This window comes from Sorangium sp. So ce1014 (assembly GCF_051521505.1).
GTDB lineage: Bacteria > Myxococcota_A > Polyangia > Polyangiales > Polyangiaceae > Sorangium.
The window spans coordinates 10,909,701-10,931,292 of the sequence record NZ_CP150356.1; the positions used below are offsets into that span (position 1 = coordinate 10,909,701).

Sequence of the window (21,592 nt, forward strand, 5' to 3'; positions counted from 1 at the left end):
GGAGAGCAGGGCGCGCGGCCGCGCCACGACGCGGGCGTGGACAGGCAGCCGGGGCCAGCGGGTTGACAAGCACGCGCTGGGCGGTCCGACCCACGTCCCGGGGAAGTTCTGGCCTGAATTCCGTCTGGCATCGAATCCCATCATCACAAGAATCGTTCGCGCTGTCGCGTTCTTCGTTGCAAGGTGCTCGTGATCCGATGTCGCTCTCGGCCGGCGACCGCCTGTCCCGCCGTCAAGACCCGCCAGGTCTTTCCTCTGGGTGCCGGGCGAGAGGCAGTGTACGCTGGGCAGGATGAAAGCAGTGACAACCGTGCTCTTGCTCATGTCGGTGGTGGGCTGCACCTCTACCGGCGCGCGATCTCGACACGGGCAGCCCGATCCCGCGGCGAGCGCCGAGGTGGTGGGAGAGATGCAGCTTGAAGAGGAGCTGCACCGGCTGGACCTGCTCGAGGCCGAGATTTACGCTCATTCCCCCTCCGATGCTCCCGGCAATCCGCGCGATCGTTGCGCTGACGGCGATCGCGAGGTGCTGTCTCGGATGCTGGCGTTCAAGCTCATGATGGGGAACCCGCAGAAGCAATCCGCGGACGGAAAATATTACGGTCTGCTGCAGAGAGGGACGCCGGAGGAGCTCTTGCCGGCGATCTATTTAAGGAGGTACTATTTCGAGGGTCTGCTGGAGTGTGTTCGTGGCCTGACGGGCGCAGAACCCCGCGACGTGAGGGAGGAACATCACGTCTCGATCCTCACTCAGTCGAACTTCGACGCTGAAACCAGCCGCGGGCTTGTTCTGGTGGATTTCATGACCCACTGGTGCGGTCCTTGCAAAATCATGGCGCCCGAGCTGGAGAAGCTCGCGCGTGATCATCGAGGCGAGATCCGGGTGGGGAGGTTGACCGCCGATCGGCACCGGGAGCTGATCGAGAGGTTTGAAATCACGACCTTCCCGATGCTGGTTCTCCTCAAGGATGGAGAAGTGGTGGCACGGAACGGTAAATATCGTAGGTATCCAGATCTCTTGGCATGGGTTCGGGATGTGACGTCGGGGCAAAGCTCCCCGTCGAGCGCGCACTTGCCGCGGGGTGACCAGACTTCGGCCGGCGACGCCCGCTGAGCCGCGCTCGTCTGCAAGAGCCGCCATGTCTTCCGTCTCGTCCCCGCGTGAGAGAGTGTACGCTGAGCGCGATGAAAGAAGCGGTATTCGGGCTTTTGCTCGCCGGCCTGGGGCCAGCGGTGACGCCGCCGGAACACGTTGTCTCCGACCCTCTGGATTGTGTGAGAATTTTGGTCGCGATGGCGCAATGCAACCCGGCGACTGTCTGGGTCGCGGGCGTTCGGTGAGGCTATCCAAGCACGCCCGGATGATGTATGAACAGGAACCGTCGCGGCGCGGTGGCACGCTTCCGCGCGCGTCGGGTGTGCCTGCACGACCATGGTGGCGTATGCGCGGTCCTCGATCTGCAACTTATGTTTCGTCGTGGGTGGCGCTGTTCCTTGGGCTGTTCGCGACCGCTTACGCGCACGCGGCAGACCCTCCCGAGCGGCCTCGCGAACGCTCCCGGCCCGTCAAAGAGCTCATCCGTGAGGCCGACGCGGCAGTGGCTCGCCTCGATATCGCGCGGGCCCGGGAGCTGTGGGCCGAGGTCTACGAGATCGAGCGGTCGAACGTCGCGATGTGCACCCTGGGGCAGCTCGACGCGCGGATGGGCCGCTGGGCGGACGCCATGGTGGAGCTGTCGCAGTGCGTCGACCAGATGCCGGCCCCGCGCACGAAGAGGGAGCGGAGCCTGTACGAGCAGCGTCACGCCGACCTCGCCCGTGCCCGGCGGCGGGTGGGCGAGGTGGTCCTCGTGCCGCCGCCCGGCGTCGTGGGCATGCTCGTGAACGGCCGCGGGGTGAAGCACGGCAGCCGCGTCTACGTGGCGCCCGGCCAGCACGAGGTGAAGGCCGTCGGGGAAGATGGTCAGGTCGCGCGCACGAGCGTGATGGTGGAGGCGGGCGAGTCGAAGCCGGTGCCGCTCACGTTCGACAAGCCGGCGCCGGCCCCGGAGGACCGCGCGCAGGCGCCGAAGGGGGCTCCGGGGCCTCGGACTCCAGCGCCGGCGGCGCCGAAAGCGCCGCATCCGGGGGCAGCCCGGCCGGGGCCGGACTTCCGGATCGTCGCGACGGGCGCGATGGCCTCCGCTGGGTTGCTGGTCACGGGCGCCGTGTTCCTGCAGAGCGCGCAGGGGTATGAGCAGGAGTCGACGGCGGCTGGGTATCACGCCCAGACGATGAGCAAGCTCGACCCCGCATTTCAACCCGACTACAACGAGATCATTGATACTGCCGCCAGCGGGAAGCTGATGAGTCTCCTGGGTACCAGCTCGCTGATCGTTGGGGCGGCAGCGGGCGTGGCCACCCTCATGTACGTCTGGTTGCCGAACGACACGCAGATTCGCGTGGCAACGCACGGCGCGGAGGTTCGCGTTCGATGGTGAGCGTTGGCGACGTCCCTGTGGGCCATGAGCGCGCGAGCACGGTGAAGCCGGCATGGAGGCCTGCCTGATGCGACAACCGATGTTGCTGGTTCTCTCCGCGACGGCGCTGCTCGCGTGCGAAAACGAGTGGTATGTACCGCTGCTCGCGCCGCCGGCCGATTCGGGTCCGGTGCTGTGGATGTGGGTAGGTGCGGAGGACGAAGCGCCTCCTTGCATCGACGGCCAGCCGCCGAAGTGGGAAGGCTGGATGCCTGAAACACCTGAAGGGCTGCCGGACACGTGCGATGCGTGCGAATGCGGCCCGGCGGCGTGCGTGCTGCCCTCCAAGGTCATGACGAACGGGATGGCTTGCCCAGGCGGAGGCCCATCGATCGCGCTCGATGCCGGCGCGGGATGGGATGGGACATGCGCTGCGCTCCCGTCGCCCGTCCAGCCGGACGATGTCGCGTCCATCGTCTACGAGCCGCCGACACTCTCGCCGTGCACCGCCTCGGCGACGCCCCAGCCGCCACCTGTTCCTGCGAGTTTCGTCCGGGTGTGCGCCGGCACTACGGCGCAGGACCCGCCGGGGTTCATCCCCTGCATGGAGTCCAGCACGGAGGAGAGCTGCAGGAATGACCTGACACGACACGAGTTCTTCGAGGAGCTGATCGACAACCGCGCCTGCGCCCCGTGCGAGTGTGGTCCCCCGGCGGGGGGCAGGTGCGTCGCCGACGTCGGCCTGTATGGGGACAGCGCATGCAGCGACCGCGTGAACGCGGCGGTCTCCCTCGGCCTCGGGGAGGTGTCCTGCGCGGACGTCAGCTCGCCCCTCCCGCTCAGCGCGATGCGCGCCACGCTCGTGGAAGCAGAGCCAGGCGCCTGCTCCCCCAGCGTTGCGGCCGTGATCGGCACCCTGGAGCAACGCGAGCCGCACGTCGTGTGCTCCTTTCCCGAGATCTAGGGCAACCCATGCGGCGGATGGAGACGACCCTGTTGAGCACGCGGCTCACCCTCTTGGCGGTGCTGTCGCTGCCGGTCATGGCATGCGCAAATCATCCGGACATCGCAGGGAAGGCCGTCGTCGCCCTCGACGGAGAAACCCTGGGTTACGATACTGGCGATGATGGGCGGAGGTTCGTAAAAACAGGGGAGAGGTGGTCGACGTGGTGCACCCTGAGAAACTCCGCGCTGTCGATGGCCCTGGACCGCGCGCGCGACGACAACCCGCCGATCAGCGGAATTTCATTGGATATCAAGCGCGAAGATGACGGCGGCGAGCCTCTACCGAATGTCACGATGGACATAGGAGAGGATTTCTACGATGGATTTTGCCCCGTCGTGGCGACGGTCGGCGACGACCCGCACGAGGTGGACTTCTCGACGGGCGATTGCCAGCTGCGGCGAGCCCTCGACGGCCATCCCGCGCTGCTCGTCTCCGCCTTGTTTCACGTCAAGGAGTGCGAGAACCAGTAGGGCACGGCCGGCGCGGCCGGGTACGGCGCGTGCCCTCAGCAGGGCACGCGCGCTCTCCTGAACCGGAGGCATCGCGCCGAGTGCGGCGCGGGCGAACTTCCTCCCGCGGCCGCGGACGCCCCGGCGCTTCGCCGCCTCAGCCTTCCTCGGCCGGCGCCGCCTCGCTCGGCGCGGCGCCCTTCGCGGGCCGGCCGCCGCCGCGGAAGGTCGATAGGAAGTCGAGCAGCGACTTGTAGCGGAGCGGCATGTCGGGGTGATCCTCGGCGAGCGCGCTGATGCGCCGCGCGATCTTCTGGAGCATCCCGATCCCCTCGTGGTCGAGGACGAGCCGCTGGTGGTAAGCGGACATGTAGACCGCCTCCAGCACGGCCTCGCGCGCGGAGAGCTCCTTGTGCGCCGCCTGCACGCGCAGGAGGTCGTCCGGGCCGACGTCCTTCACCCGGAGCACATCGGCGTCCTCTTCCACGAGCTCGGCGACGTCATCGAGCAGGTTGATGTAGCCGGGGAGCGCGCGGCGGAGCCGCTGCACCTCGGACGTCTTGAGCGTCGGCTTGTACGCGACGCCCACCAGCGCGGCGAGCTCGCCCGCGCTGATCACCTTCGCCTTCTTCGTCGCCCGCGCCGCGCCGCTCTTCTTCCCCGCTGCCGTCGCCGCCCGCGCCGCGCCGGCTTTCTTCGCCGCCGCCGCCGCGCCGTTCTTCTTCCCCGCTGCCGTCGCCTTCTTGATGGTTGCCATCTCCGCCTCCCTCGACCCGATGCTGTGCTGCTCGGGGTGGTCGATGGTATTCTTCCCGAACCGAAGCCGTCCAGGAAGTCAGGGAGGCGCTCCGCCCGGCCGCCGGGGACTTGAGGTTCGTGCCGCGGGCATTGACCTCCCCGAGGGGAGCCTCAAGTCCCCCGACGCGGGCAAGAACCTCCCAGCGGGGGGCGAAAACATCCCCTCAGGGGAGGTTAGCCTTCACTGCCAAGCGTGCTCTGTCGTCGCGTCGGTGCTACACGGCCGGGATGACCAGCCGAACAAACGAACGTGTCATTCAGGCCATGTCCGACGCGGCGCACCTTCCGCCTGACAGGTTTACCGTAGAGCTCGATCGGGGAGAGTACATCCTCAATCATCCTGACTCGCAAACGTGGAGTGAAGATGTGCGCGCAGCCGTCGTTCGGGCGGCGAAGACGGTGCTCCCACCCGGGTCGCGCGCCTCACTCATGTAAACTCTGCCCCCGCCGCGCCGCCGCGGAGGTCGAGGTGCGTCGGCGCGCGGTGTTGGGGTCCTCGAGCGTGGAGCGTCCGCGGCGTGGAGGCGGACACCGGCGAGCTCGAGGCCGTCGTTGTCCACCTCGTCGAGCTTGGAGGAACGACGCGAGTGAAGGCGAACGTCGGCGAGCTCGGGATCGCGCCGGCGTCGAGCGCGGAGCGTCCGCGGCGATGTCCACCTGGTCGCGGTGTGCGTCGGACGAGCGCGGTGCCGTCATCCTCGTCCATCTGGCTAAGCTCGGGCGCGGTGCCGACGACGAGGAGCACAGGCGTGAGCTCGGCGCGGCCCCTCTCCGCCGCTCGGGTCGCAGAGGTCGAAGCGCACGCCGCGCAAGAGCGGCACTGTCGCATCAGTCAAGCTGAATCGTCGCGGCGCTGCGGGCTTGTTCGCCAACCATCCGGTTGACGAACACTCGCGCCGCGTAGACGTATGCGCACCTGCGCCGCCCGGGACGCGTCGATCCACGTGCATTGTGATTTGATCGCCGAATTTTTCCTTGATACCCACGTCATGCCCAGAAAGATCGTGCTCGCACTCACATCGCGTGTCGCGGCTCGGCTAGGGCTTCCACCATGTCCATGCGCTTACTCGGCAAGATCGGCTTGCTCTACGTCGGTGCGCTCGTCGTGGTTCCGGCGCCAGCACAGGCGCTCGAGTTCAACGGCGGCGTGAGCGTGGGCGGGATCCAGGTCGGGATCGAACCCAAGATTGCCGTGAGCCCCTTCGTCGCGTGGCTCTGGCGCAGCGAGGGGGACTTCCGGCTCGAAGTCCACAACATGCTCAGCATCGTTCCGGGGGCAGGTGTCGGGGTCTACGACCGAACGGCAGTCACTCTTGGGTATGCCACGAAGACAACCACCGTCAGCCTCGGGCCATCCCTGGCGATCTACTCGATGCCGGTATGTGGTGCCGTGATCTGTGACCGCGTGGTGGGGGTTGCTCCAGGCGGCCGCGCCCAGTCCGACTGGTACTTCGCCGGGCCCTTGGGCGTGTCCACCAGCGTCCATGTGGACTGGGCTGGCGGCAGTAGTCGCGTTCTTCCTGGAAGTCTGGTCGTGATGGTGACCGCTGGACCCATTTGGAGATTTGAGGTAAAGTCAAGATGAACAGGATATTTGTTGTTCTCTGCTTCGGTCTCACGGCGTGTAATTACGATGTGGGAGAGTGCTATGTCCGGGGTGAGGGAAACGAAGGTGCCGGGGGCAGCATCATCACGCCGACAGGAGGGGTTGGAGGCTTCGGGTGGTATGTGCCACTGGAGCCGCAAAGTCACACGGGCCTCGGTGGGGATCCGTGCTCGCAAACAGTGGAGTGCACGGTCACGTGGAAGGCTGGTTCGGCTGTTTGCAATAACCAGGGCGCGTCAGGTAGCTGCACGACACTGTATCAGGGCGAGCACGCGAGCTTGGACGAGGCCAAGGATCGATGCGAAGAAGCCTCTGGGGTTCGAAACGGATCCGGTGCGCAGTCGTGCGGCTCGTGTCGGTGGGCGACCGGCGCGCTGAATGACTGTTTGGAGCACTGCAAGGACCTCTGCTTACAGGTATGGGAAAATTGCCGCAAGGATTGCCCCAGAGGGGACAAAAATTGCCTGGCTGAGTGCACCAACGATCTCAGTGTTTGTAATCGCAACTGCGATAGAAAGTGCAGATGAACATGATCGAGCTGAAGTATCGATTTAATGGCGACGTATCGCGGGATATCACTGTGCGATTGTTCGATGTCAAGCAGGCGCGCGATGCCGACGATTCCGCGCCTTGGGATATCGGCGTAACGATCACGTGGGGAGCAGAGATCGCATTCGATCACCCGCTAGCCGGCGCGGATCCGCTCCACGCTGTGGAGCTGGCTGCTCAGTATGCGTCCAAGTACATCCGCGGCCGAGCGGAAGATGAGGGCGGTACGCTCGAACCGCCGATCACTCCCTGAAGAAAGAACATCGCCGGCGAGGCCATCGAGGGCGAGCTCGGCGCCGCGCATGCGTGCCATGGCGTACTGCGTTCTATGGGCATGGATATCGCGGAGGTCGAGTTCGCATATAAGCTGAAGCGTACTGTTCGACTCGTCATCGTGCTGGAGAATCCTACGACTGGCCAAGAGCTTCGGTTCGAGTCATCGGTAATCTGGGACGCCGAAGTTTTGCGTCATGTCGGCATCATGACACTGGGCAAGAGGCCGGTTCTGCACGGATACTACGCTTTCGCATCCTGAAGCTTGAAGGCTGCCCAACAGGCCGCTGGTGCCGACGGCGCTTCGCGCCGCGGCACACCGGTAACCGGCAAATCGTTGGGCGCAACCAGGACGAGAGATGCCCCGAGGGGCAGCGCTCACCGCGGCCGGAGCACGGAGAACAGCGCGCGCGGGAGCGGGTCCAGGGTCCCCTGGTAGACGGTCTCCACGCTGGAGAGGACCTCGAACTCCGCCGCGAAGATCTCGCGGATCTCCTCGGGAGAGAACCGGTACGGTCCCTGTTCCCGCGGCTCCAGCACGCTGAAACACTTGAGGAAGAAGAGCCCTCCGGGCGCGACGAGCCGCTTCAGCACGCGCACGTAATCGCCCCTCCGGTCCGGCGGGAGGCAATGGAAACAGCCGCGGTCGAAGACGACATCGAACCGCTCGTCGAGCCGGCTGTCCAGGATATCGTCCTGCACGAAACGCACGGCGGCGCCCCGCTGCGCCGCCTGCGCCGCCTGCGCCGCCGCCTGCTCGATGGCGGCGTGCGAGAGGTCGGTGCCGGTGACGTCGAACCCGCGCTCGGCCAGCGCGAACGCCTGCGTGGCCGGGCCCGTGCCGAGATCGAGCGCCCGCCCCCGGGCGACCTGCCAGCGATCGAGCGCCTGCCCGAGATCGGGATCCAGGCCCGCGTGGTACCAGGGCAGGCTCTCTGCCGGGGTGCTTCGATACAGCTCTTGCCAGTCCGGGAAGTTTCGCTGTTCGCTCATGTCCACCCTTATAGTCCACCGGAGCGGCGCTGCACCCCGGGCGTTCTCGTGTAGGCTCCGGCGCGTGCAGAGGCGCGGAGGCAGAGGGGCAGGCCGATGAGGATCACGTGCGTGGGCGGCGGGCCGGCGGGCCTCTACTTCGCGCTGCTCGCGAAGCAGCGCGACCCGCGGCGCGAGGTGGTCGTCGTGGAGCGGAGCCGGCCCGACGACACCTTCGGCTTCGGGGTCGTGTTCTCGGACGCGACGCTCGACGGCCTCGAAGGCGCCGACCGCCCGAGCTACGACGCGATCCGGAGCAGCCTCGCCCACTGGAACGAGCTCCACGCGCACATCGGCGGGCGCGTCCTCGTCTCGACGGGGCACGGCTTCAGCGGCCTGTCGCGCCGGAGGCTGCTCGCGATCCTCCAGGACCGGGCGCGGGAGCTCGGCGTCGTCCTGCGCTTCGAGGAGGAGGTGACGGACGCGGCCGAGGCCCTCGCCGGGAGCGATCTCGTGGTCGCCGCCGACGGGGTGAACAGCCGCATCCGCGAGCGCTTCGCCGACCGGTTCGGGCCGCGCATCGACGTCCGCCCGAACCGCTTCGTCTGGCTCGGCACGACGTTCCCGTTCGACGCGTTCACCTTCTACTTCGAGGAGAACCGACACGGCCTCTTCCGGGTGCACGCCTACCGCTACGAGCCGGACCGCTCCACGTTCATCGTCGAGTGCCGCGAGGAGACCTTCCGCCGGGCGGGCCTCGACCGCGCGAGCGAGGACGAGACGATCGCGTACTTCGAGGAGCTCTTCGAAGACAAGCTCCGGGGGCACCGGCTGCTCAAGAACAGGAGCGTGTGGCGGAGCTTCCCCACGGTGCACAACGAGCGCTGGAGCGCGGGCAACGTGGTGCTGCTCGGGGACGCCGCGCACACGGCGCACTTCTCGATCGGCTCGGGGACGAAGCTCGCGCTCGAGGACGCCATCGCGCTCGCCGAGAGCCTCGGGCGGAGCCCGGGCGTGCCGGAGGCGCTCGCCGCCTACGAGGCGGAGCGCAAGCCCAAGGTGCTCGCGTTCCAGCGGGCCGCGCAGGTGAGCCTCCTGTGGTTCGAGAACACCGAGCGCTACATGGCGCTCGATCCGGTGGAGTTCATGTTCAGCCTGCTGACGCGGAGCCTGCGGGTGACGCACGAGGGGCTGAAGGCGCGCGATCCGGCGTTCGTGCGCGAGGTGGACGCGCACGTCGCGAGCAAGGCGGAGGCGCAGTCGGGGGCGCGCATCGCCGCCGGGGACGGCGGCCCGCCGCCGCCGATGTTCACGCCGTTCCGGCTGCGGTCGCTCGTGCTGGAGAACCGGGTCGTCGTGGCGCCGATGTGCCAGTACTCGGCGGACGACGGGCGGATCGACGACTGGCACCTCGTGCACCTGGGCAGCCGGGCGCTCGGCGGGGCGGGGCTCGTGATCACCGAGATGACCGACGTGAGCGCCGAGGGGCGCATCACGCCGGGCTGCGCGGGGCTCTACCGCCCCGACCACGCCGAGGGGTGGCGGCGCGTTGTCGATTTCGTCCACGCGCGCTCCCGGGCCAGGATCGGTGTCCAGCTGGCCCACGCGGGGCGCAAGGGCGCGACGAAGCGGATGTGGGAGGGCATGGACGAGCCGCTCGAGCGCGGCGGGTGGCCGCTCCTCAGCGCCTCCGCCATCCCGTACCTCCCGGAGAGCCAGGTCCCGAAGGCGATGGATCGCGGGGACATGGATCAGGTGATCTCGGACTTCGTGCAGGCGGCGAGGAGGGCGGACGAGGCCGGGTTCGACCTTCTCGAGCTGCACTGCGCGCACGGCTACCTGCTGGCGAGCTTCATCTCGCCGCTCACGAACCGGCGCGACGACGCCTACGGCGGGCCGATCGAGAACCGGATGCGCTATCCGCTCGAGGTGTTCGACGCGGTGCGGGCGGCGTGGCCGGCGGACAAGCCGATGAGCGTTCGCATCTCGGCGACCGACTGGGCGCCGGGCGGGCTCACGACGGACGATCTCCTGGCGCTCGCGACGATGCTGCGGGAGCACGGCGCCGACATCCTCCATGTGTCGGCGGGGCAGACGGACCCCTCCGGAAAGCCGGAGTACGGCCGGCTGTTCCAGACGCCGCTCTCGGAGCTCGTGCGGCTCTCGGCGAAGGTGCCGACGATCGCGGTGGGCAACATCCAGAGCTACGCGGACGTGAACAGCATCATCGCGGCCGGCAGAGCCGACCTGTGCGCGCTCGCGCGGGCGCACCTCTACGACCCGTACTGGACAAGGCACGCCGCCGCGGAGCAGGGGTTTGACCTGGAGTGGCCGCCTCAGTACCGGTCGGTCGATAGATACACGCTCCGCATGCGGTGACCTGCGCGGGGCGAGGTCTCACCGCGCGGGGCGCCACCGCGCGGCTCGGCGGAGTGAGCCCAAAAAAAGTTGAGGCCGGGCCTTGATCCTCACGCTACGTGAGGACCTAGCCTCCGGGGCATGGACGTCCTCCCCCGCCCTGGAAACAGGGGAAGCACCATGCATTCAGCACCGTTGAAAGTTGGCGACCTCGCCAGGCAGACCGGCCTCTCCGTCCGCACGCTCCACTACTACGAGGAGATCGGCCTGCTCTCCCCGTCGCATCGCACGGCGTCGGGGCACCGGATGTACTCGGCGGGCGACGTCGCCCGGCTCCAGCAGATCAAGTCGTTGCGCGAGCTCGGCTTCAGCCTGGAGCAGATCACCGCGTGTCTGGACAAGCCGGGCTTCTCACCGCTGCAGACCATCGAGCTGCACCTGTCGCGGCTGCGCGAGCAGATCGCGCTGGAGCAGAGGCTCTGCGCGCGGCTCGAGGGGCTGGCGCACGTGCTGCGCGCGGGAGAGGACGTCTCTGTGGAGCAGCTCCTTCAAACCATCGAGGTGATGACCATGATCGAGAAGTACTACACCCCAGAGCAGCTCGCGGAGCTCAAGCAGCGCGCGGAGGCGATCGGCCCGGAGAAGATGCGCGAGGCGGAGAGCGCGTGGAAGACGATCTACGATGACATGCGCGCGGAGATGCAGAGGGGCTCCGATCCGAAGAGCGAGCCGGTGCAGCAGATCGTGAAGCGCATGCGGGTCCTCATCGACGCGTTCACAGGGAAGAACCCCGAGATCGAGAGATCGCTCAACCGGATGCGCCAGCAGGAGCCGGCGATGAGGGACCAGCACGGGATGGATCCGGAGCTGCACGAGTTCATCGGCAAGGCGATGCGCTAGATCGCCCGCCTGAGCGTCGCGACCCCGCGCGCCGTGCGGGGCGCCAGACCGCACGCGTCGTGATGTGGCCTTTGTGCCGCGTGTGGCAATTCGCCCCACGCGTCAGGAGGAGCCGGCAAGCGCCCGGCGCGAGCGGGTTTCCCGAGCGAGGACGCGGGCGGGGCTGGCAACTCCCCTGTCCGTCCCCTGCCCCGTCCCCCTGCCACCGCGCCCGGCCTGGCACTCGCGTTGCTCTCTCACGGGCGGCCACCCCGGCGTATGCTGCCCAGGAAGAACGCAACGGCGCCTCGTGCGCCCCTGCAGTGAAGGTCCGTCATGTACCTGCCCGGAAAAGAGATCCCCTGGAAGGATTTTCTGAACGATCTCAAGGAGGAATGGGTCAAGGACAAGATCGACACCGTCGCTGCTGCGCTGACCTTCTTCGGCGTCCTCTCGATCTTCCCGTTCCTGCTCTTCGCTGTCGCCCTCGCCGGCCTGGTCATCGACCCGGCCGAGTCGGCGCGGCTGATGCGCGACCTCTACCAGATGGCCCCGCCCGCCGTGGCCAGCATCCTGGGCGAGCGCCTCCAGGCGCTCACCGAGGGGCAGAGTCCGGCGCTCCTGACGGTCGGCGCGCTCGGCGCGGTCTGGGCGGCCTCGGGCGGCGTGATCGCGCTCATGGACGCGCTCAACTCCGCCTACGGGGTCGAGGACAGCCGGTCGTTCTTCAGGCGCCGCGGGATTGCGCTCCTTGTCACGCTCGGCGGCGCCGTCCTGCTGACGGTCGCCTCGGCGATCGCGGTGGCCACGCCGGCGGTCACCGCGCACCTCGGCCCCCTCGCGACGCCGATCCTCTGGCTGCGCTTGCCGGTCTCGGCGCTCATCGTGATGGCCGTCCTGGCGACGCTCTATTACGTGCTCCCCGACGTCGAGCAGAAGTTCAAGTTCATCACGCCCGGGTCGGTCGTGGCGGTCTTGATCTGGGCCGTCGCCTCCCTGGGATTCTCCTTCTACGTCAGCCGGTTCGGCAGCTACGAGGTGAGCTACGGCGCGCTCGGCGGCGTCATCATTCTCCTCATGTGGATGTGGATCTCCTCGATGGCGGTGCTCCTCGGGGCCGAGATCAACGCCATCATCGAGCACCGCTCGCCGGACGGGAAGCGCACCGGCGCCAAGGATACAAGCGACACGGGCGTGGACGTGCCCAAGGCCGCGAAGGAGGAGGGTCAGGGGACCGCGCTCCCGGCCAGCGCCGACCGTCCCCCGCGCGACACGGGCGCTGGCGGCGACGCCGCGCTCCCCCACCCCGTCCACTCGGGCCGCTCGGAGCTCCAGGGGAGGAGGGCGTAATCGACACCGCGTCTCCTCTGCACCTCGGCACCTCGGCTGTGACTGCACCTCGGCCGCCACTTCAACTCGGCTGCCGCCGTCGCGGCCGCCGGGGCCCGCCCTGCGGATCTCCCCTGTTCACCGGAGCCTCTTGCATGCCGCATCAAGTCATCGCTTCCACATCGCTGTTCGTGTTCGTGTTGATTGGCTCGCTCGCCGCGGGCTGCCAGAGCACCCCGAGCGGCGCGCCCGTGACGCCTCCGCCGGCCGAGACCGGCAGGGGCGCGGAGGCCGTCGGCGCGCCGGACCAGGAGGTCGACCCAGGGGGCAGCGATCCGGTCGGCGCCGGGGGCGCGCCGGGCACGGGCAGCCAGCAGGGCTGCATCGACGGCCCGCTCCTCAAGTATGTGGGGCAGAGCCCGGACCACTGCGCCCGGATGCGCTTCGTCTGCGAGCCGGGCTGGACCTACTTCAGCGACGATTGCGGCTGCGGTTGCACGAAGCAGCCGTGATCCGGGGCGAGCCCCCGCGGGGCGCCACGGCGGAGCTCGCGCGCGGCGTTGCCCGCCGGCGGGGGGGCGCGCGCGTCGCTCCACAAAAACAAAAACACCTCGCGCCGGGCGGCCTGCGGCATCTAGCATCGGGGCCCGCATGCGCCCCCTCCTCATCGTGAATCCCCAGTCCAGCGGCGGAAAGACGGGCAAGCTCTTCGACGGGATGCAGACGCCCATCCGGCGCATCCTTGGCGAGGTCGACATCGTGCGCACGGAGCGCCCGCGCCACGCCGTCGACCTCGCGCGCGAGGCCGCGCTCGACGGGCGCGAGACGGTCGTGGCGGTCGGCGGGGACGGCAGCGTCAGCGAGGTGGTGAACGGCCTCATGCAGGCGAGGGACGTGGGCGCCGCCGGCACCCGGCTCGGGATCATCGGCGCGGGCACGGGCGGCGATCTCTGCAGGACGCTGAAGCTGAACCACCGGCTCGACCGCTACTGCACGGCGATCGCGAGCGGCACCGCGCGCCCCATCGATGTGGGCCGCTTCTCGTACGAGACGCACGACGGCCGGCGAGCCGAGGCGTTCTTCGTCAACGTGCTCTCCGCGGGGATGAGCGGGCTCGTGGATCAGATCGTCAGCGAGACGACGCGGGTGCTCGGCAACTCGCTCGCGTACTCGATGGCCTCGCTCCGCGGCCTCGTCCGCAGCCGCGTCGGCCGGGTGCGCTGCGTGGCGACGTTGCGCGGAGAGCGGCGCGAGATGGAGCTCGCGACGCGCACCGTGGGCATCTGCAACGGCCGGTTCTTCGGCGCGGGCATGCAGATCGCGCCGATGGCGCGGGCGGACGACGGCGTGTTCGACGTCATCGACCTGGGCGGCGCGCCCCACCTGCGCTTCGCCGCCGTGTCGACCGGCATGTACACGGGCGCGCACATCCGCCACCCGGACGTCCGCCACTTCCAGTGCGATCGCATCGAGCTCACGCTCCTGAACCGCGACGTCGAGCAGGCGTTCCTGCTCGACGTGGACGGCGAGCCGCTCGGACGGCTACCGCTCACGGTCACGATCGAGCCAAAGGCGATCGAGGTGCTGGCGCCGGCGGATTGAGCGAGGGCGGCGAGGGGCGGCGCCGCGGCGGGAGCTCGGCGCATGCCCGCGCCGGGCGACCAGGAGAGGAGACGAGCCATGGGAAGGCTCGTGAGAAGAGGATCGAGGACCTCGGGCCTCGGTGCTACGCGCCGAAGGCAAGCGAATGCTCGTGCACGTGCGGGCCCACGCCGATCGCCGTCTCCTGGCCGGTGTGCCTCGAGCGCCTCGGCGCTGCCAGCGCGGACGAGGGCGAGCTCCCGTGCTCCTGCCAGATCCAGGCCCGTGCCGGCCTTGGCTGGTGCGGCTGCGCTGGGCGCCGTGCCGGTCCCGGAGGGCACGGACCAGCTCGCGATGTTGCTGACCCATGCGGAAGGTTGGCCGGGCCTTGCTCCGGGGTTGGCCCCGCAGGCTTCGGCGATGGACGCTCCAGGATAGAATGATGGCCGTCCCATCATTCCATGGTGGCGAAGCCATCATCGACCTTGAACGCGCCAGGGGGACTCCATGGCCCCCTGAACCAAGACGAAGAAGACGCCTGTGCTCCTCCTCGGAGAGCTCGTCCAAGCTTTCCAGAAGCGTCTCCGCGAGACGTGCGCGCTCCGCGACGGGCAGCTTCAGGGCTTCGGTTTCCAGCTCGGGAAGATTCACCGGGGGGATTGTACCGCGTGGCTCACGTATCGCCGCGACAACTCCGCGGTGGACTCCGCTGCTCCCGTGCTCTCCGAGGGCGGCGTCATGGCCCCGGAGTACGCCGTCATCGTTTCCCGGGGAGCTGAAGATCGGAGAGCGCCTCACGGCGCGAGCGCCGCGGCGGTGGAGCTGAGCTTGCAGTTCACCGGCAGGCTCAGGGAGATCTCTTCGAGCGAGACGACGCGCTGGTCGATGTCGCCCGGAGGCGCGCAGTCCACGATCGCGAGAGGAGCCTTGTCCGACTGGGCGATCTTCGCGAGCTGACGGGCCCTCTCCGTCCACAGCTCCAGGAGCTTCGGGCGGAGCTCCTCGGCGTCCTTCAGCAGGAGACGCGGCGCGGAGAAGCCGAGCTCGACGCCCGTCTTGGAGGACTTCGTGGCCGCGACGAGATCGCGCGTCGCCGCAACGAGCGACACCCATAGACCGCTCCGTGCCCAGTAGTCCTGCTCCGCCGCGAGAGCGACGTCGATCGAGCCGTCGACGCGAACCACGTAGACGGCCGGCTCGGCGAGCTCGCTCCCGTCCGCGGACGTGGACACTCCGCGCATCTTGCTCGTGACCGGGGAGCCGGCGGCCTCCCCGAGCCGCTGCGTGATCGCCTGTGCGCGCGTCCTGAGATCCGCCAGGATCGCGCGCGGATCGGCGCCGCGGCCCGTGAGCGCGAACGTGATCTCGATCGTATCGGGCCGGACGACGAAGCCGCCCGGGCTCGCCCTCGGAGACACCGCGCTGACGCCGCCCATACCGCTCGACAGGGACGATCCGACCGACGCGGAGTAGCCCGTCGACGCCGATGGATGCGAGGACGCGGCCCCGGACGATCCCAGGCACCCGAGCGTGTGGAGAGCGAGGAAGGAGGGAAGGACGAGCTGGAGGACGCGCATGGCGGCGCAGCATATTCTCCGCGGAGCCTGGCAGCGAGGAGCCTGGGCGCTCACGGCAGCGCGGCCGTGCCGAGGATGCGCGGCCGACACCGGAGAGGCCGAGCACCACATCAAGGAGGGCGGCCTCGGTTGCGGTCGGCAGCTCAGCCGCCGTCTCGGCGGGGGCGTCGACGGGGGCGCCGCTCATCGGGGCCACCTCCGAAAGCGGGTGAGGTGTTCTCGACATGCCTCCGGAGCACCCGACATCTGCTCGGAGGCCGCTCCAGGCACCGCCTTGGCGAGCGTGGGACCGCTGCCGTGGAGAGCGTGGGAGAGATCGGCGATGCCGAGCCGCCGCTGGCCGTCCGAGGTGCCCGCGATCTGAGCGCGACGATCAGCTTCGTCTCCGTTCGTCGAGCGTCGCGCGAAGCACCAGGAGCATCACCTGATCCTTGGGACGGGTGAGCTTCTCCTTGATCACGATGAGCCGTTCGAGCGTGATGACGCGTATCGGAGTCCCGCCGAGATCCAGCTCCTCGCTATCGGCCAAGAGCTCCTCATACGACGTCTCTTCCTCGATCGTGCCCAGAAGATCGAGCGCTCCCATGTGGGTCGCCAGCAATTGATGCCCAGGGGAGACGAGATGAGACGCGGTTGGCGGAAGCCGCCTCTGGAGGTCTGTCCGGTAGAACGCATCGAGCTCACGTAACGCACCGAGCAGCCGTTCGATGTTGTCCGGCGTGCGAGCGTGCACCACGTCCAGATCGAACGTGTTGACCGGCGCTCCGTGAATCACGGCGGCGACGCCACCGACGACAATGAAGTCGACTCGATGCCGGGCGAGCACCCCGAGCAGATCAACGATCTTCGTCGACGCGGGCATGCGGCTCTCGCGCTCGCCTGCTCTCTCGGGCGAGCGTGACGAAGTCGATGTGGGCCTGGAGGGTGGCGATCCGTTCTGCTGGAGTGAGGCTCAGCATCCAGCGGATGAGCGTGAGGTCGACACCGTCCTCGTTGTAGACCGGAGGTGTCGCTTCAGGATCGACCATCGTGGATGGAGCGTACCACGCTTTGCTGCGATGGACGAGCCCCGGTTTCGCGGCGAACCGCTGCGCACCAACTCGTCATCTCGGCTCGGCCAGATCGCCGCCAGGTCGAGCTCCACCGCGTTGAACAGCTCGGCCCTCACCTTCCCTTGTCGGGCCGCGGGCCGAGGTGGAACGCCGGCTCATCCATGAGCCCCCAGCCGCCGGGCCCGCCGTCGCCGAGGTCGTGCGTCGGGCTCACGCCGCCGGGCGCCCGGCGAGGACGCCGCGGAGCTGCCGGCCGGGGCGGTGCGCTGGAGGCTGGCTGGCGGATGCGCACGGGCGCAGCCTTCCGAAGCGAGCCTCGGGCCGAAGGTACGCGCCACGCGGGCGGCGCCGGTGAGGAGCGCTCCCCGGCGCGCGCGGCGTGGGTGCGGGTTGGGGTAGCCGGCGGAGGGGGCGTCGGCCGTCCGTGCCCTCCCTCCGTGCCCTCCCTGTCCCCGGGTCGCGCGTGGAGTCAAGTTCGCTCGCACCGGCCCGTGGTGAGCCATGGGCTCAAATCCTCTACAATCCCGGCATGTCGTCCAGGAACGCCGTGCTGGCCGAGGCCCTGCAACTTCCGCCGGAGGAGCGAGCAGACGTCGCGAAGCGCTTGATCGCGAGCCTCGACGGACCCGCGGACGAGGACGTTGAGGCTGCCTGGCTCGCCGAGGTGGAGCGACGTCTGCTGGACGTGGGCCGCGGCACGGCGAAGGTGAAGCCCTGGGACGATGTTCGGGAGCGGCTCGCCAGGCGTCTCCGCGCGAACCGCAAATGAGGGTCGTCGTTCTCGACGAGGCAGATGCCGAGCTTACCGCCGCCGTGGACTGGTATGAGCAGGAGCGAGAGGGCCTCGTGACGATCTGCTGGTCGAGGCCGATCGCGTACTGAATGCAATCGCGGCGAGCCCCACCCCATGGCCTCTCGTTCCGGGCAGCAAGATCGTCCGCCGGTTCCTGTTCGCACGGTTCCCGTACGTGGCCTACTTCGTCATCCGCGACGAGCATGTCCTCGTGCTGGCGTTTGGCCACACGAGTCGAAGGCCTGGCTACTGGCGGAACCGACTGAAATAGCCAGCGGCGCTCAGGAGAGATTCAGGGCGATCTTTCCTCCCGCCCCACCGCCTCTCGCAGGGCGCGGTGCGCATCTGCCGCGCGCCCGTGGGGGAACGTGCGATCGGCGCGGATCGTGAGCCATTCCGCGTCGACGAGCTCGGCCTGGAACTCCGGGGGCACGTCGTCCCAGGCGGGGGGCCGAGGCTCAGCGCGCGCAGCATCACGGCCTCGAGCGGCTGTCGGGTCGCGAGCGTGGTCGCCTTCAGCCGCTGGTAAAGCGCTTCGGGAAGAGCGAGGGTGACGGTCGCGATCGACATCGAGCCGGGATGGACGCGTGGACGAGCTGGAGGCCTCCTTGCCGGCCGGGCGGACGCGATGACGAGGGCGAACGCATGGCGGGGCTCCCGGCCGGGGCGGCGCGCTGGAGGCGGGCTGCTGGACGCGCAGGGGTGCTGCGCCCCATCACAGGGGCACAGCGTCCCGCGATGGCCTACTCGTGGACGGCGGCGTAGCGGCCGCTGGGCGTGACGATGACGTGGGCGGTGAGCGGGACGTGCAGCTCCGAGGAGAGGTGGCGCAGCTCCAGGGTCATCGCTTCGTCCTCGCGGGTCGGCGTCGGGTCGCCGCTGGGGTGGTTATGGGCGCGGGAGCGAGAGGGAGGCGGCGATCTCGTGCAGGGAGAGGCCGGTGGCGGCGAGCGCCAGGATCTCGCGAAGCTCGGGACGGAGACGGTGGAAGGCGCGGAGGAGACCGCGGGCGACGAGGCGGGCCTCTGGAGAGGGAGCGGTGATGGCGGAGAGGCGGTCAGGGTCGACCGCGGGGAGCTCGTGGCGGCGGCCGGCTCGCTCGCCGGTTCGACCCACCCCTGCTCGGCCGCGAGCGCCTCCCCCGTCGCTTGCAGCTCGGCAAGCGGCGACCAGAACGGCGGCAGCGCGGGCAGGCCCGGATAGAACGTGCCCGCCGGATAGTCCGCCAGCCCGAAGCCGCTCTGCAGCGCGACGCGATGGAATAACCCAGCCGCCGCCGCTGAGGTGAGCTGCGCGCTCGCGGCGAAGGCACTCCACGACTCGCCGAGCAGGGTAACGTTGCCCGGATCGCCGCCGAACGCCGCGATGTTGCGCTACACCCAGTGCAGCGCCGCGTGCTGATCCTGCAGACCGAAGGTCCCCGAGCCGTCGAGTCCGGGGTATCCGAAGAACCCGAAGAGGCCGAGCCGAAAGTTGATCGTCACGACAACGACGCCGTCGCCGCCAACGGCGAGCCCACAAGCGTCGAAGACGCTGCCTGCGCCGGTGGCTCAGGAGCCGGTCGTCGCGAGCAGCTCCCTGGCGTCGCTGACGGATGCAGCGCGGCGGATCCAGCGGTCCAGCTCGGTCACGTCGGTGCTCGCGAGGACGCGCTCCCGGACCTCGGCAGGGACCTCCAGCCCGCGGGCCTCGAGGAAGGCCAGCACGTCGTGCGCCTTGGCTTCGAGGATCCCCTGCTGCCGGCCCTCCTTCCGGCCCTTCGCCACGCCCTCTTCCACGCCCTTCGCCACGTAACTGCGCGCGAATTCACTCTGAAACTCGTATCCGCTCTTCATCATCGCCTCCAACGTCCGCCTCGCCGCTGCGTTCAGCGAGGATAGCACCAGGTCCCCGTACACGGCGCGGCGCTCCTCATCGAGCCCGGTTGCCGCCCCCAGGAACGCCACGCCGATCGCCTCACCCGCCTCCCCCCGCCCGTGCGCCATCGCCGAGAGCACGACCACCTCGGGCGCCGCCTTCGCCTGCTCGGCGTCGGTGACGACCGGGACGCCCGCCGGCCCGAGCACCAGCGGTTTCAACGTCCAGTCGGGGTGCCCCGCGTCGATCGGCCGCGAGCACCACCGCGCGATCTCCGCGTCGATCGTGACAATCAGCAGCCACGTCGAGCAGCGGTGCCGGGCCCGCGTCTGCGTGACGTACACCGGCCAGACGTACGGCTTATCCGGGTCCACGCCGAGCTGGACCTCGACAACGATGGCCATCGCCGGCCGCTGCTGCTCGCCGACCAGCAGCACGACGATGACGTCCGCCCTCCGGTCCGACGGCATCACCTCCGTCAGGTCGGAGGACTCGACGCGCGCCTCCGTGAAGGCCGCCACCGGCTGGCCGAGCGCGTCCTGGAGCATCTCGGCGGCCAGCGTCGGTCGGTTCTTGAACAGCTCCACCAGGGCTTCATGGGTCACTGAGGGCATCGGGTCGTCTCTCGGGTGATTGCAGCCATGCTGAATTCTCGAACGGCGCACCAGGCCCATGCGTACGGGCCGCAGGGGCCGGTGCAGCCGCCTCCACCTCTTCAATTCCGGGCACCTCCCTCGAGTGGTCACGCTATGTGACCTGCGCGCGCTCTGACGCCTGGGCACGTCACCCACCCCGCCCCGTGGCCCGCGCGTTCCGCTCGTCCGCTCTGCCTCGCGCTCCGCGACGACGTCCCGAATCGCGTCGTCCCCGGACTTCCCCGGATCACCATGGACGCCCGCTGGAGCTTTTCAGGCGGGCGTCGCGGCGGACGCGCACCATCGCGCCCGTCGCGAGGGTGCTGAATCCGTGCTGGAGGTCGACCGGACCTTGCTCCGGGGTTGACCCAGCTGGCTTCGACGATGAACGCTCCAGGATGGAATGATGGCTGGCCCATCATTCCTTGCTGACGAAGCCATCATCGACCTTGAACCCGCCAGGAGGACTCCATGGCAACCCGAACGACGAAGCAGACGACGAAGAAGAAGAGCCCGAGCCCCACCACGAAGCCGAGCAGCACCAGGCCGGCCAGGCCGCCGAGCACCCGCGAGGTGGCCGACATGCTGGGCGTGACGCTCTCGCCGCCGCTCAAGCCCGAGCAGACCGCGCGGCTGCGCAAGGCGCTGCCCGGCTATGCGGGCATCCTGGACGACGTGGCGGCGCTGCTCGCGGAGGACGCCGGCGCGCTCAACCTGCCGGACGTCACCCCCGAGGCGCTCCTCGCGGCCCAGGCCGAGCAGAAGTACCTCGCCGCGCGCGAGGCCGTCGCGCACTCCGTCTACCGCAGCCTGTTCGAGCAGCGGATGCAGGTCGACGACCGCGCCATGAAGATGCTCGAGAAGATCGCCCGCCGGATCAACGCCCTCAAGGAAGACGACCGCGATCTGCCGGGCCGCTGGAAGCTGCTGCTCGACTTCCTCGGCACCTTCCGCCAGGGCGGCGCCCGCAGCAAGCCGCAGCCCGCCGAACCGGCCGCCGCCGAACCGGCCGCCGTCGCGTAGCGCGACCCGAACGAACAGCAACCCGACCTGGGTTGGGGCGACCCGGGTCGGGGTAGCCGCCGCGTTCGCCGCGTCCAGCGACACGGGCCGCGCCCGAGTGACGCCCTGAACCTATCTCAGCGCCCAAATCCCACCGACAGATCCGCGGCCCGAAAGCCCGGCGATGAGCCAGCCGCGGCGAAAATCCGGTCGGACCGGGCAGGGTTCGACTCGAACGCCTCCAGCGGACAGCGCGCCTCGACCGGCTCGGCGGCCTCGCCGAACGCCTCGACCAGCAGCTCACCGTACCGCTGCGGGGTCACCGGTGCGCCCGCGAGTTCGTGGGCAGGTCGGCGAGCGGCGACCAGAACGGCGGCAGCGCGGGCAGGCCCGGATGAACGTGCCCGCCGGGACGCT

Annotated in this window: 22 protein-coding genes and 1 pseudogene; 14 read left to right on the forward strand and 9 right to left on the reverse strand. The window is 69.1% G+C overall.

Going from position 1 to position 21,592, the window contains the following annotated elements:
- The first annotated feature begins 301 nt into the window (after positions 1 to 301).
- The 4 genes from WME75_RS41430 (at position 302) to WME75_RS41445 (ending at position 3,935) form a co-directional block, all read left to right on the forward strand.
- Positions 302 to 1,114: a thioredoxin family protein gene (locus tag WME75_RS41430; protein ID WP_437482616.1), complete on the forward strand. Its 813-nt coding sequence runs from the start codon at positions 302 to 304 to the stop codon at positions 1,112 to 1,114.
- 484 nt (positions 1,115 to 1,598) lie between these two features.
- Complete coding sequence (locus WME75_RS41435) at positions 1,599 to 2,480, forward strand: hypothetical protein (protein ID WP_437482619.1); 882 nt, start codon at positions 1,599 to 1,601, stop codon at positions 2,478 to 2,480.
- Between the two features lie 79 nt (positions 2,481 to 2,559).
- The gene (locus tag WME75_RS41440; RefSeq protein WP_437482622.1) at positions 2,560 to 3,423 is read left to right on the forward strand and encodes a hypothetical protein; all 864 of its coding nucleotides are present in this window, start codon (positions 2,560 to 2,562) and stop codon (positions 3,421 to 3,423) included.
- Positions 3,424 to 3,440: 17 nt separating this feature from the next.
- On the forward strand, positions 3,441 to 3,935 hold the full coding sequence (locus WME75_RS41445) for a hypothetical protein (protein ID WP_437482625.1): 495 nt from the start codon (positions 3,441 to 3,443) through the stop codon (positions 3,933 to 3,935).
- 136 nt (positions 3,936 to 4,071) lie between these two features.
- On the opposite strand, the gene WME75_RS41450 is transcribed toward WME75_RS41445, so the two are convergent.
- Positions 4,072 to 4,671, reverse strand: coding sequence for a hypothetical protein (locus WME75_RS41450; protein WP_437482628.1), 600 nt, complete (start codon positions 4,669 to 4,671; stop codon positions 4,072 to 4,074).
- 1,092 nt (positions 4,672 to 5,763) lie between these two features.
- Here WME75_RS41450 and WME75_RS41455 point away from each other — a divergent pair.
- Together WME75_RS41455 and WME75_RS41460 are read left to right on the forward strand one after the other, a co-directional pair.
- Positions 5,764 to 6,297, forward strand: coding sequence for a hypothetical protein (locus WME75_RS41455; protein ID WP_437482631.1), 534 nt, complete (start codon positions 5,764 to 5,766; stop codon positions 6,295 to 6,297).
- A gap of 544 nt (positions 6,298 to 6,841) precedes the next feature.
- Positions 6,842 to 7,120, forward strand: a complete 279-nt coding sequence (locus WME75_RS41460) for a hypothetical protein (RefSeq protein ID WP_437482633.1) — start codon at positions 6,842 to 6,844, stop codon at positions 7,118 to 7,120.
- A gap of 398 nt (positions 7,121 to 7,518) precedes the next feature.
- Here the strand turns inward: WME75_RS41460 and WME75_RS41465 are convergent, their stop codons facing one another.
- A complete protein-coding gene (locus tag WME75_RS41465) occupies positions 7,519 to 8,133 on the reverse strand; it encodes a class I SAM-dependent methyltransferase (RefSeq protein WP_437482636.1) in 615 nt (204 codons plus the stop codon).
- 96 nt (positions 8,134 to 8,229) lie between these two features.
- Between WME75_RS41465 and WME75_RS41470 the strand changes: the two genes are divergently transcribed.
- The 5 genes from WME75_RS41470 (at position 8,230) to WME75_RS41490 (ending at position 14,280) form a co-directional block, all read left to right on the forward strand.
- Positions 8,230 to 10,491: a bifunctional salicylyl-CoA 5-hydroxylase/oxidoreductase gene (locus WME75_RS41470; protein ID WP_437482639.1), complete on the forward strand. Its 2,262-nt coding sequence runs from the start codon at positions 8,230 to 8,232 to the stop codon at positions 10,489 to 10,491.
- Between the two features lie 159 nt (positions 10,492 to 10,650).
- Positions 10,651 to 11,370 carry a MerR family transcriptional regulator gene (locus tag WME75_RS41475; protein ID WP_437482642.1) on the forward strand — a complete coding sequence of 240 codons (720 nt, stop codon included), beginning with the start codon at positions 10,651 to 10,653 and terminating at the stop codon, positions 11,368 to 11,370.
- Positions 11,371 to 11,685: 315 nt separating this feature from the next.
- On the forward strand, positions 11,686 to 12,699 hold the full coding sequence (locus WME75_RS41480) for a YihY/virulence factor BrkB family protein (protein ID WP_437482645.1): 1,014 nt from the start codon (positions 11,686 to 11,688) through the stop codon (positions 12,697 to 12,699).
- A 134-nt stretch (positions 12,700 to 12,833) separates the two neighbouring features.
- Positions 12,834 to 13,190: a hypothetical protein gene (locus WME75_RS41485; RefSeq protein WP_437482648.1), complete on the forward strand. Its 357-nt coding sequence runs from the start codon at positions 12,834 to 12,836 to the stop codon at positions 13,188 to 13,190.
- Between the two features lie 139 nt (positions 13,191 to 13,329).
- A complete protein-coding gene (locus tag WME75_RS41490; RefSeq protein ID WP_437482651.1) occupies positions 13,330 to 14,280 on the forward strand; it encodes a diacylglycerol/lipid kinase family protein in 951 nt (316 codons plus the stop codon).
- A gap of 773 nt (positions 14,281 to 15,053) precedes the next feature.
- On the opposite strand, the gene WME75_RS41495 is transcribed toward WME75_RS41490, so the two are convergent.
- The 3 genes from WME75_RS41495 to WME75_RS41505 form a co-directional block, all read right to left on the reverse strand.
- Positions 15,054 to 15,836: a hypothetical protein gene (locus tag WME75_RS41495; RefSeq protein WP_437482653.1), complete on the reverse strand. Its 783-nt coding sequence runs from the start codon at positions 15,834 to 15,836 to the stop codon at positions 15,054 to 15,056.
- 373 nt (positions 15,837 to 16,209) lie between these two features.
- Entirely contained in the window at positions 16,210 to 16,698 is a 489-nt protein-coding gene (locus WME75_RS41500; RefSeq protein WP_437482656.1) for a nucleotidyltransferase, read from the reverse strand.
- Positions 16,673 to 16,864, reverse strand: coding sequence for a hypothetical protein (locus WME75_RS41505; protein ID WP_437482659.1), 192 nt, complete (start codon positions 16,862 to 16,864; stop codon positions 16,673 to 16,675). Before WME75_RS41505 ends, WME75_RS41500 begins: the two co-directional genes overlap by 26 nt.
- A gap of 571 nt (positions 16,865 to 17,435) precedes the next feature.
- Here WME75_RS41505 and WME75_RS41510 point away from each other — a divergent pair.
- A complete protein-coding gene (locus tag WME75_RS41510) occupies positions 17,436 to 17,657 on the forward strand; it encodes an addiction module protein (RefSeq protein WP_437482662.1) in 222 nt (73 codons plus the stop codon).
- 767 nt (positions 17,658 to 18,424) lie between these two features.
- On the opposite strand, the gene WME75_RS41515 is transcribed toward WME75_RS41510, so the two are convergent.
- On the reverse strand, positions 18,425 to 18,526 hold the full coding sequence (locus WME75_RS41515; RefSeq protein ID WP_437495028.1) for a hypothetical protein: 102 nt from the start codon (positions 18,524 to 18,526) through the stop codon (positions 18,425 to 18,427).
- Positions 18,527 to 18,605: 79 nt separating this feature from the next.
- Between WME75_RS41515 and WME75_RS41520 the strand changes: the two genes are divergently transcribed.
- Positions 18,606 to 18,884, forward strand: coding sequence for a hypothetical protein (locus WME75_RS41520; RefSeq protein ID WP_437495102.1), 279 nt, complete (start codon positions 18,606 to 18,608; stop codon positions 18,882 to 18,884).
- 35 nt (positions 18,885 to 18,919) lie between these two features.
- On the opposite strand, the pseudogene WME75_RS41525 reads toward WME75_RS41520, so the two are convergent.
- A pseudogene (locus tag WME75_RS41525) lies at positions 18,920 to 19,213 on the reverse strand (carboxylesterase family protein); the annotation flags it as partial.
- A gap of 18 nt (positions 19,214 to 19,231) precedes the next feature.
- Positions 19,232 to 20,152, reverse strand: a complete 921-nt coding sequence (locus WME75_RS41530) for a hypothetical protein (RefSeq protein WP_437482665.1) — start codon at positions 20,150 to 20,152, stop codon at positions 19,232 to 19,234.
- A gap of 492 nt (positions 20,153 to 20,644) precedes the next feature.
- On the opposite strand from WME75_RS41530, the gene WME75_RS41535 reads away from it, so the two are divergent.
- Positions 20,645 to 21,196, forward strand: coding sequence for a hypothetical protein (locus WME75_RS41535; RefSeq protein ID WP_437482668.1), 552 nt, complete (start codon positions 20,645 to 20,647; stop codon positions 21,194 to 21,196).
- Between the two features lie 116 nt (positions 21,197 to 21,312).
- Here WME75_RS41535 and WME75_RS41540 read toward each other — a convergent pair whose 3' ends face one another.
- On the reverse strand, positions 21,313 to 21,498 hold the full coding sequence (locus WME75_RS41540; protein WP_437482671.1) for a hypothetical protein: 186 nt from the start codon (positions 21,496 to 21,498) through the stop codon (positions 21,313 to 21,315).
- Positions 21,499 to 21,592: the final 94 nt, after the last annotated feature.

Coding starts and splice junctions, on each gene's coding strand:
- WME75_RS41440 (WP_437482622.1), top strand. CDS start 2,560: ATGTTGCTGGTTCTCTCCGCGACGGCGCTGCTCGCGTGCGAAAACGAG.
- WME75_RS41445 (WP_437482625.1), top strand. CDS start 3,441: ATGGAGACGACCCTGTTGAGCACGCGGCTCACCCTCTTGGCGGTGCTG.
- WME75_RS41450 (WP_437482628.1), bottom strand. CDS start 4,671: ATGGCAACCATCAAGAAGGCGACGGCAGCGGGGAAGAAGAACGGCGCG.
- WME75_RS41455 (WP_437482631.1), top strand. CDS start 5,764: ATGTCCATGCGCTTACTCGGCAAGATCGGCTTGCTCTACGTCGGTGCG.
- WME75_RS41460 (WP_437482633.1), top strand. CDS start 6,842: ATGAACATGATCGAGCTGAAGTATCGATTTAATGGCGACGTATCGCGG.
- WME75_RS41465 (WP_437482636.1), bottom strand. CDS start 8,133: ATGAGCGAACAGCGAAACTTCCCGGACTGGCAAGAGCTGTATCGAAGC.
- WME75_RS41470 (WP_437482639.1), top strand. CDS start 8,230: ATGAGGATCACGTGCGTGGGCGGCGGGCCGGCGGGCCTCTACTTCGCG.
- WME75_RS41475 (WP_437482642.1), top strand. CDS start 10,651: ATGCATTCAGCACCGTTGAAAGTTGGCGACCTCGCCAGGCAGACCGGC.
- WME75_RS41480 (WP_437482645.1), top strand. CDS start 11,686: ATGTACCTGCCCGGAAAAGAGATCCCCTGGAAGGATTTTCTGAACGAT.
- WME75_RS41485 (WP_437482648.1), top strand. CDS start 12,834: ATGCCGCATCAAGTCATCGCTTCCACATCGCTGTTCGTGTTCGTGTTG.
- WME75_RS41490 (WP_437482651.1), top strand. CDS start 13,330: ATGCGCCCCCTCCTCATCGTGAATCCCCAGTCCAGCGGCGGAAAGACG.
- WME75_RS41495 (WP_437482653.1), bottom strand. CDS start 15,836: ATGCGCGTCCTCCAGCTCGTCCTTCCCTCCTTCCTCGCTCTCCACACG.
- WME75_RS41500 (WP_437482656.1), bottom strand. CDS start 16,698: ATGCCCGCGTCGACGAAGATCGTTGATCTGCTCGGGGTGCTCGCCCGG.
- WME75_RS41505 (WP_437482659.1), bottom strand. CDS start 16,864: ATGGTCGATCCTGAAGCGACACCTCCGGTCTACAACGAGGACGGTGTC.
- WME75_RS41515 (WP_437495028.1), bottom strand. CDS start 18,526: ATGACCCTGGAGCTGCGCCACCTCTCCTCGGAGCTGCACGTCCCGCTC.
- WME75_RS41530 (WP_437482665.1), bottom strand. CDS start 20,152: ATGCCCTCAGTGACCCATGAAGCCCTGGTGGAGCTGTTCAAGAACCGA.
- WME75_RS41535 (WP_437482668.1), top strand. CDS start 20,645: ATGGCAACCCGAACGACGAAGCAGACGACGAAGAAGAAGAGCCCGAGC.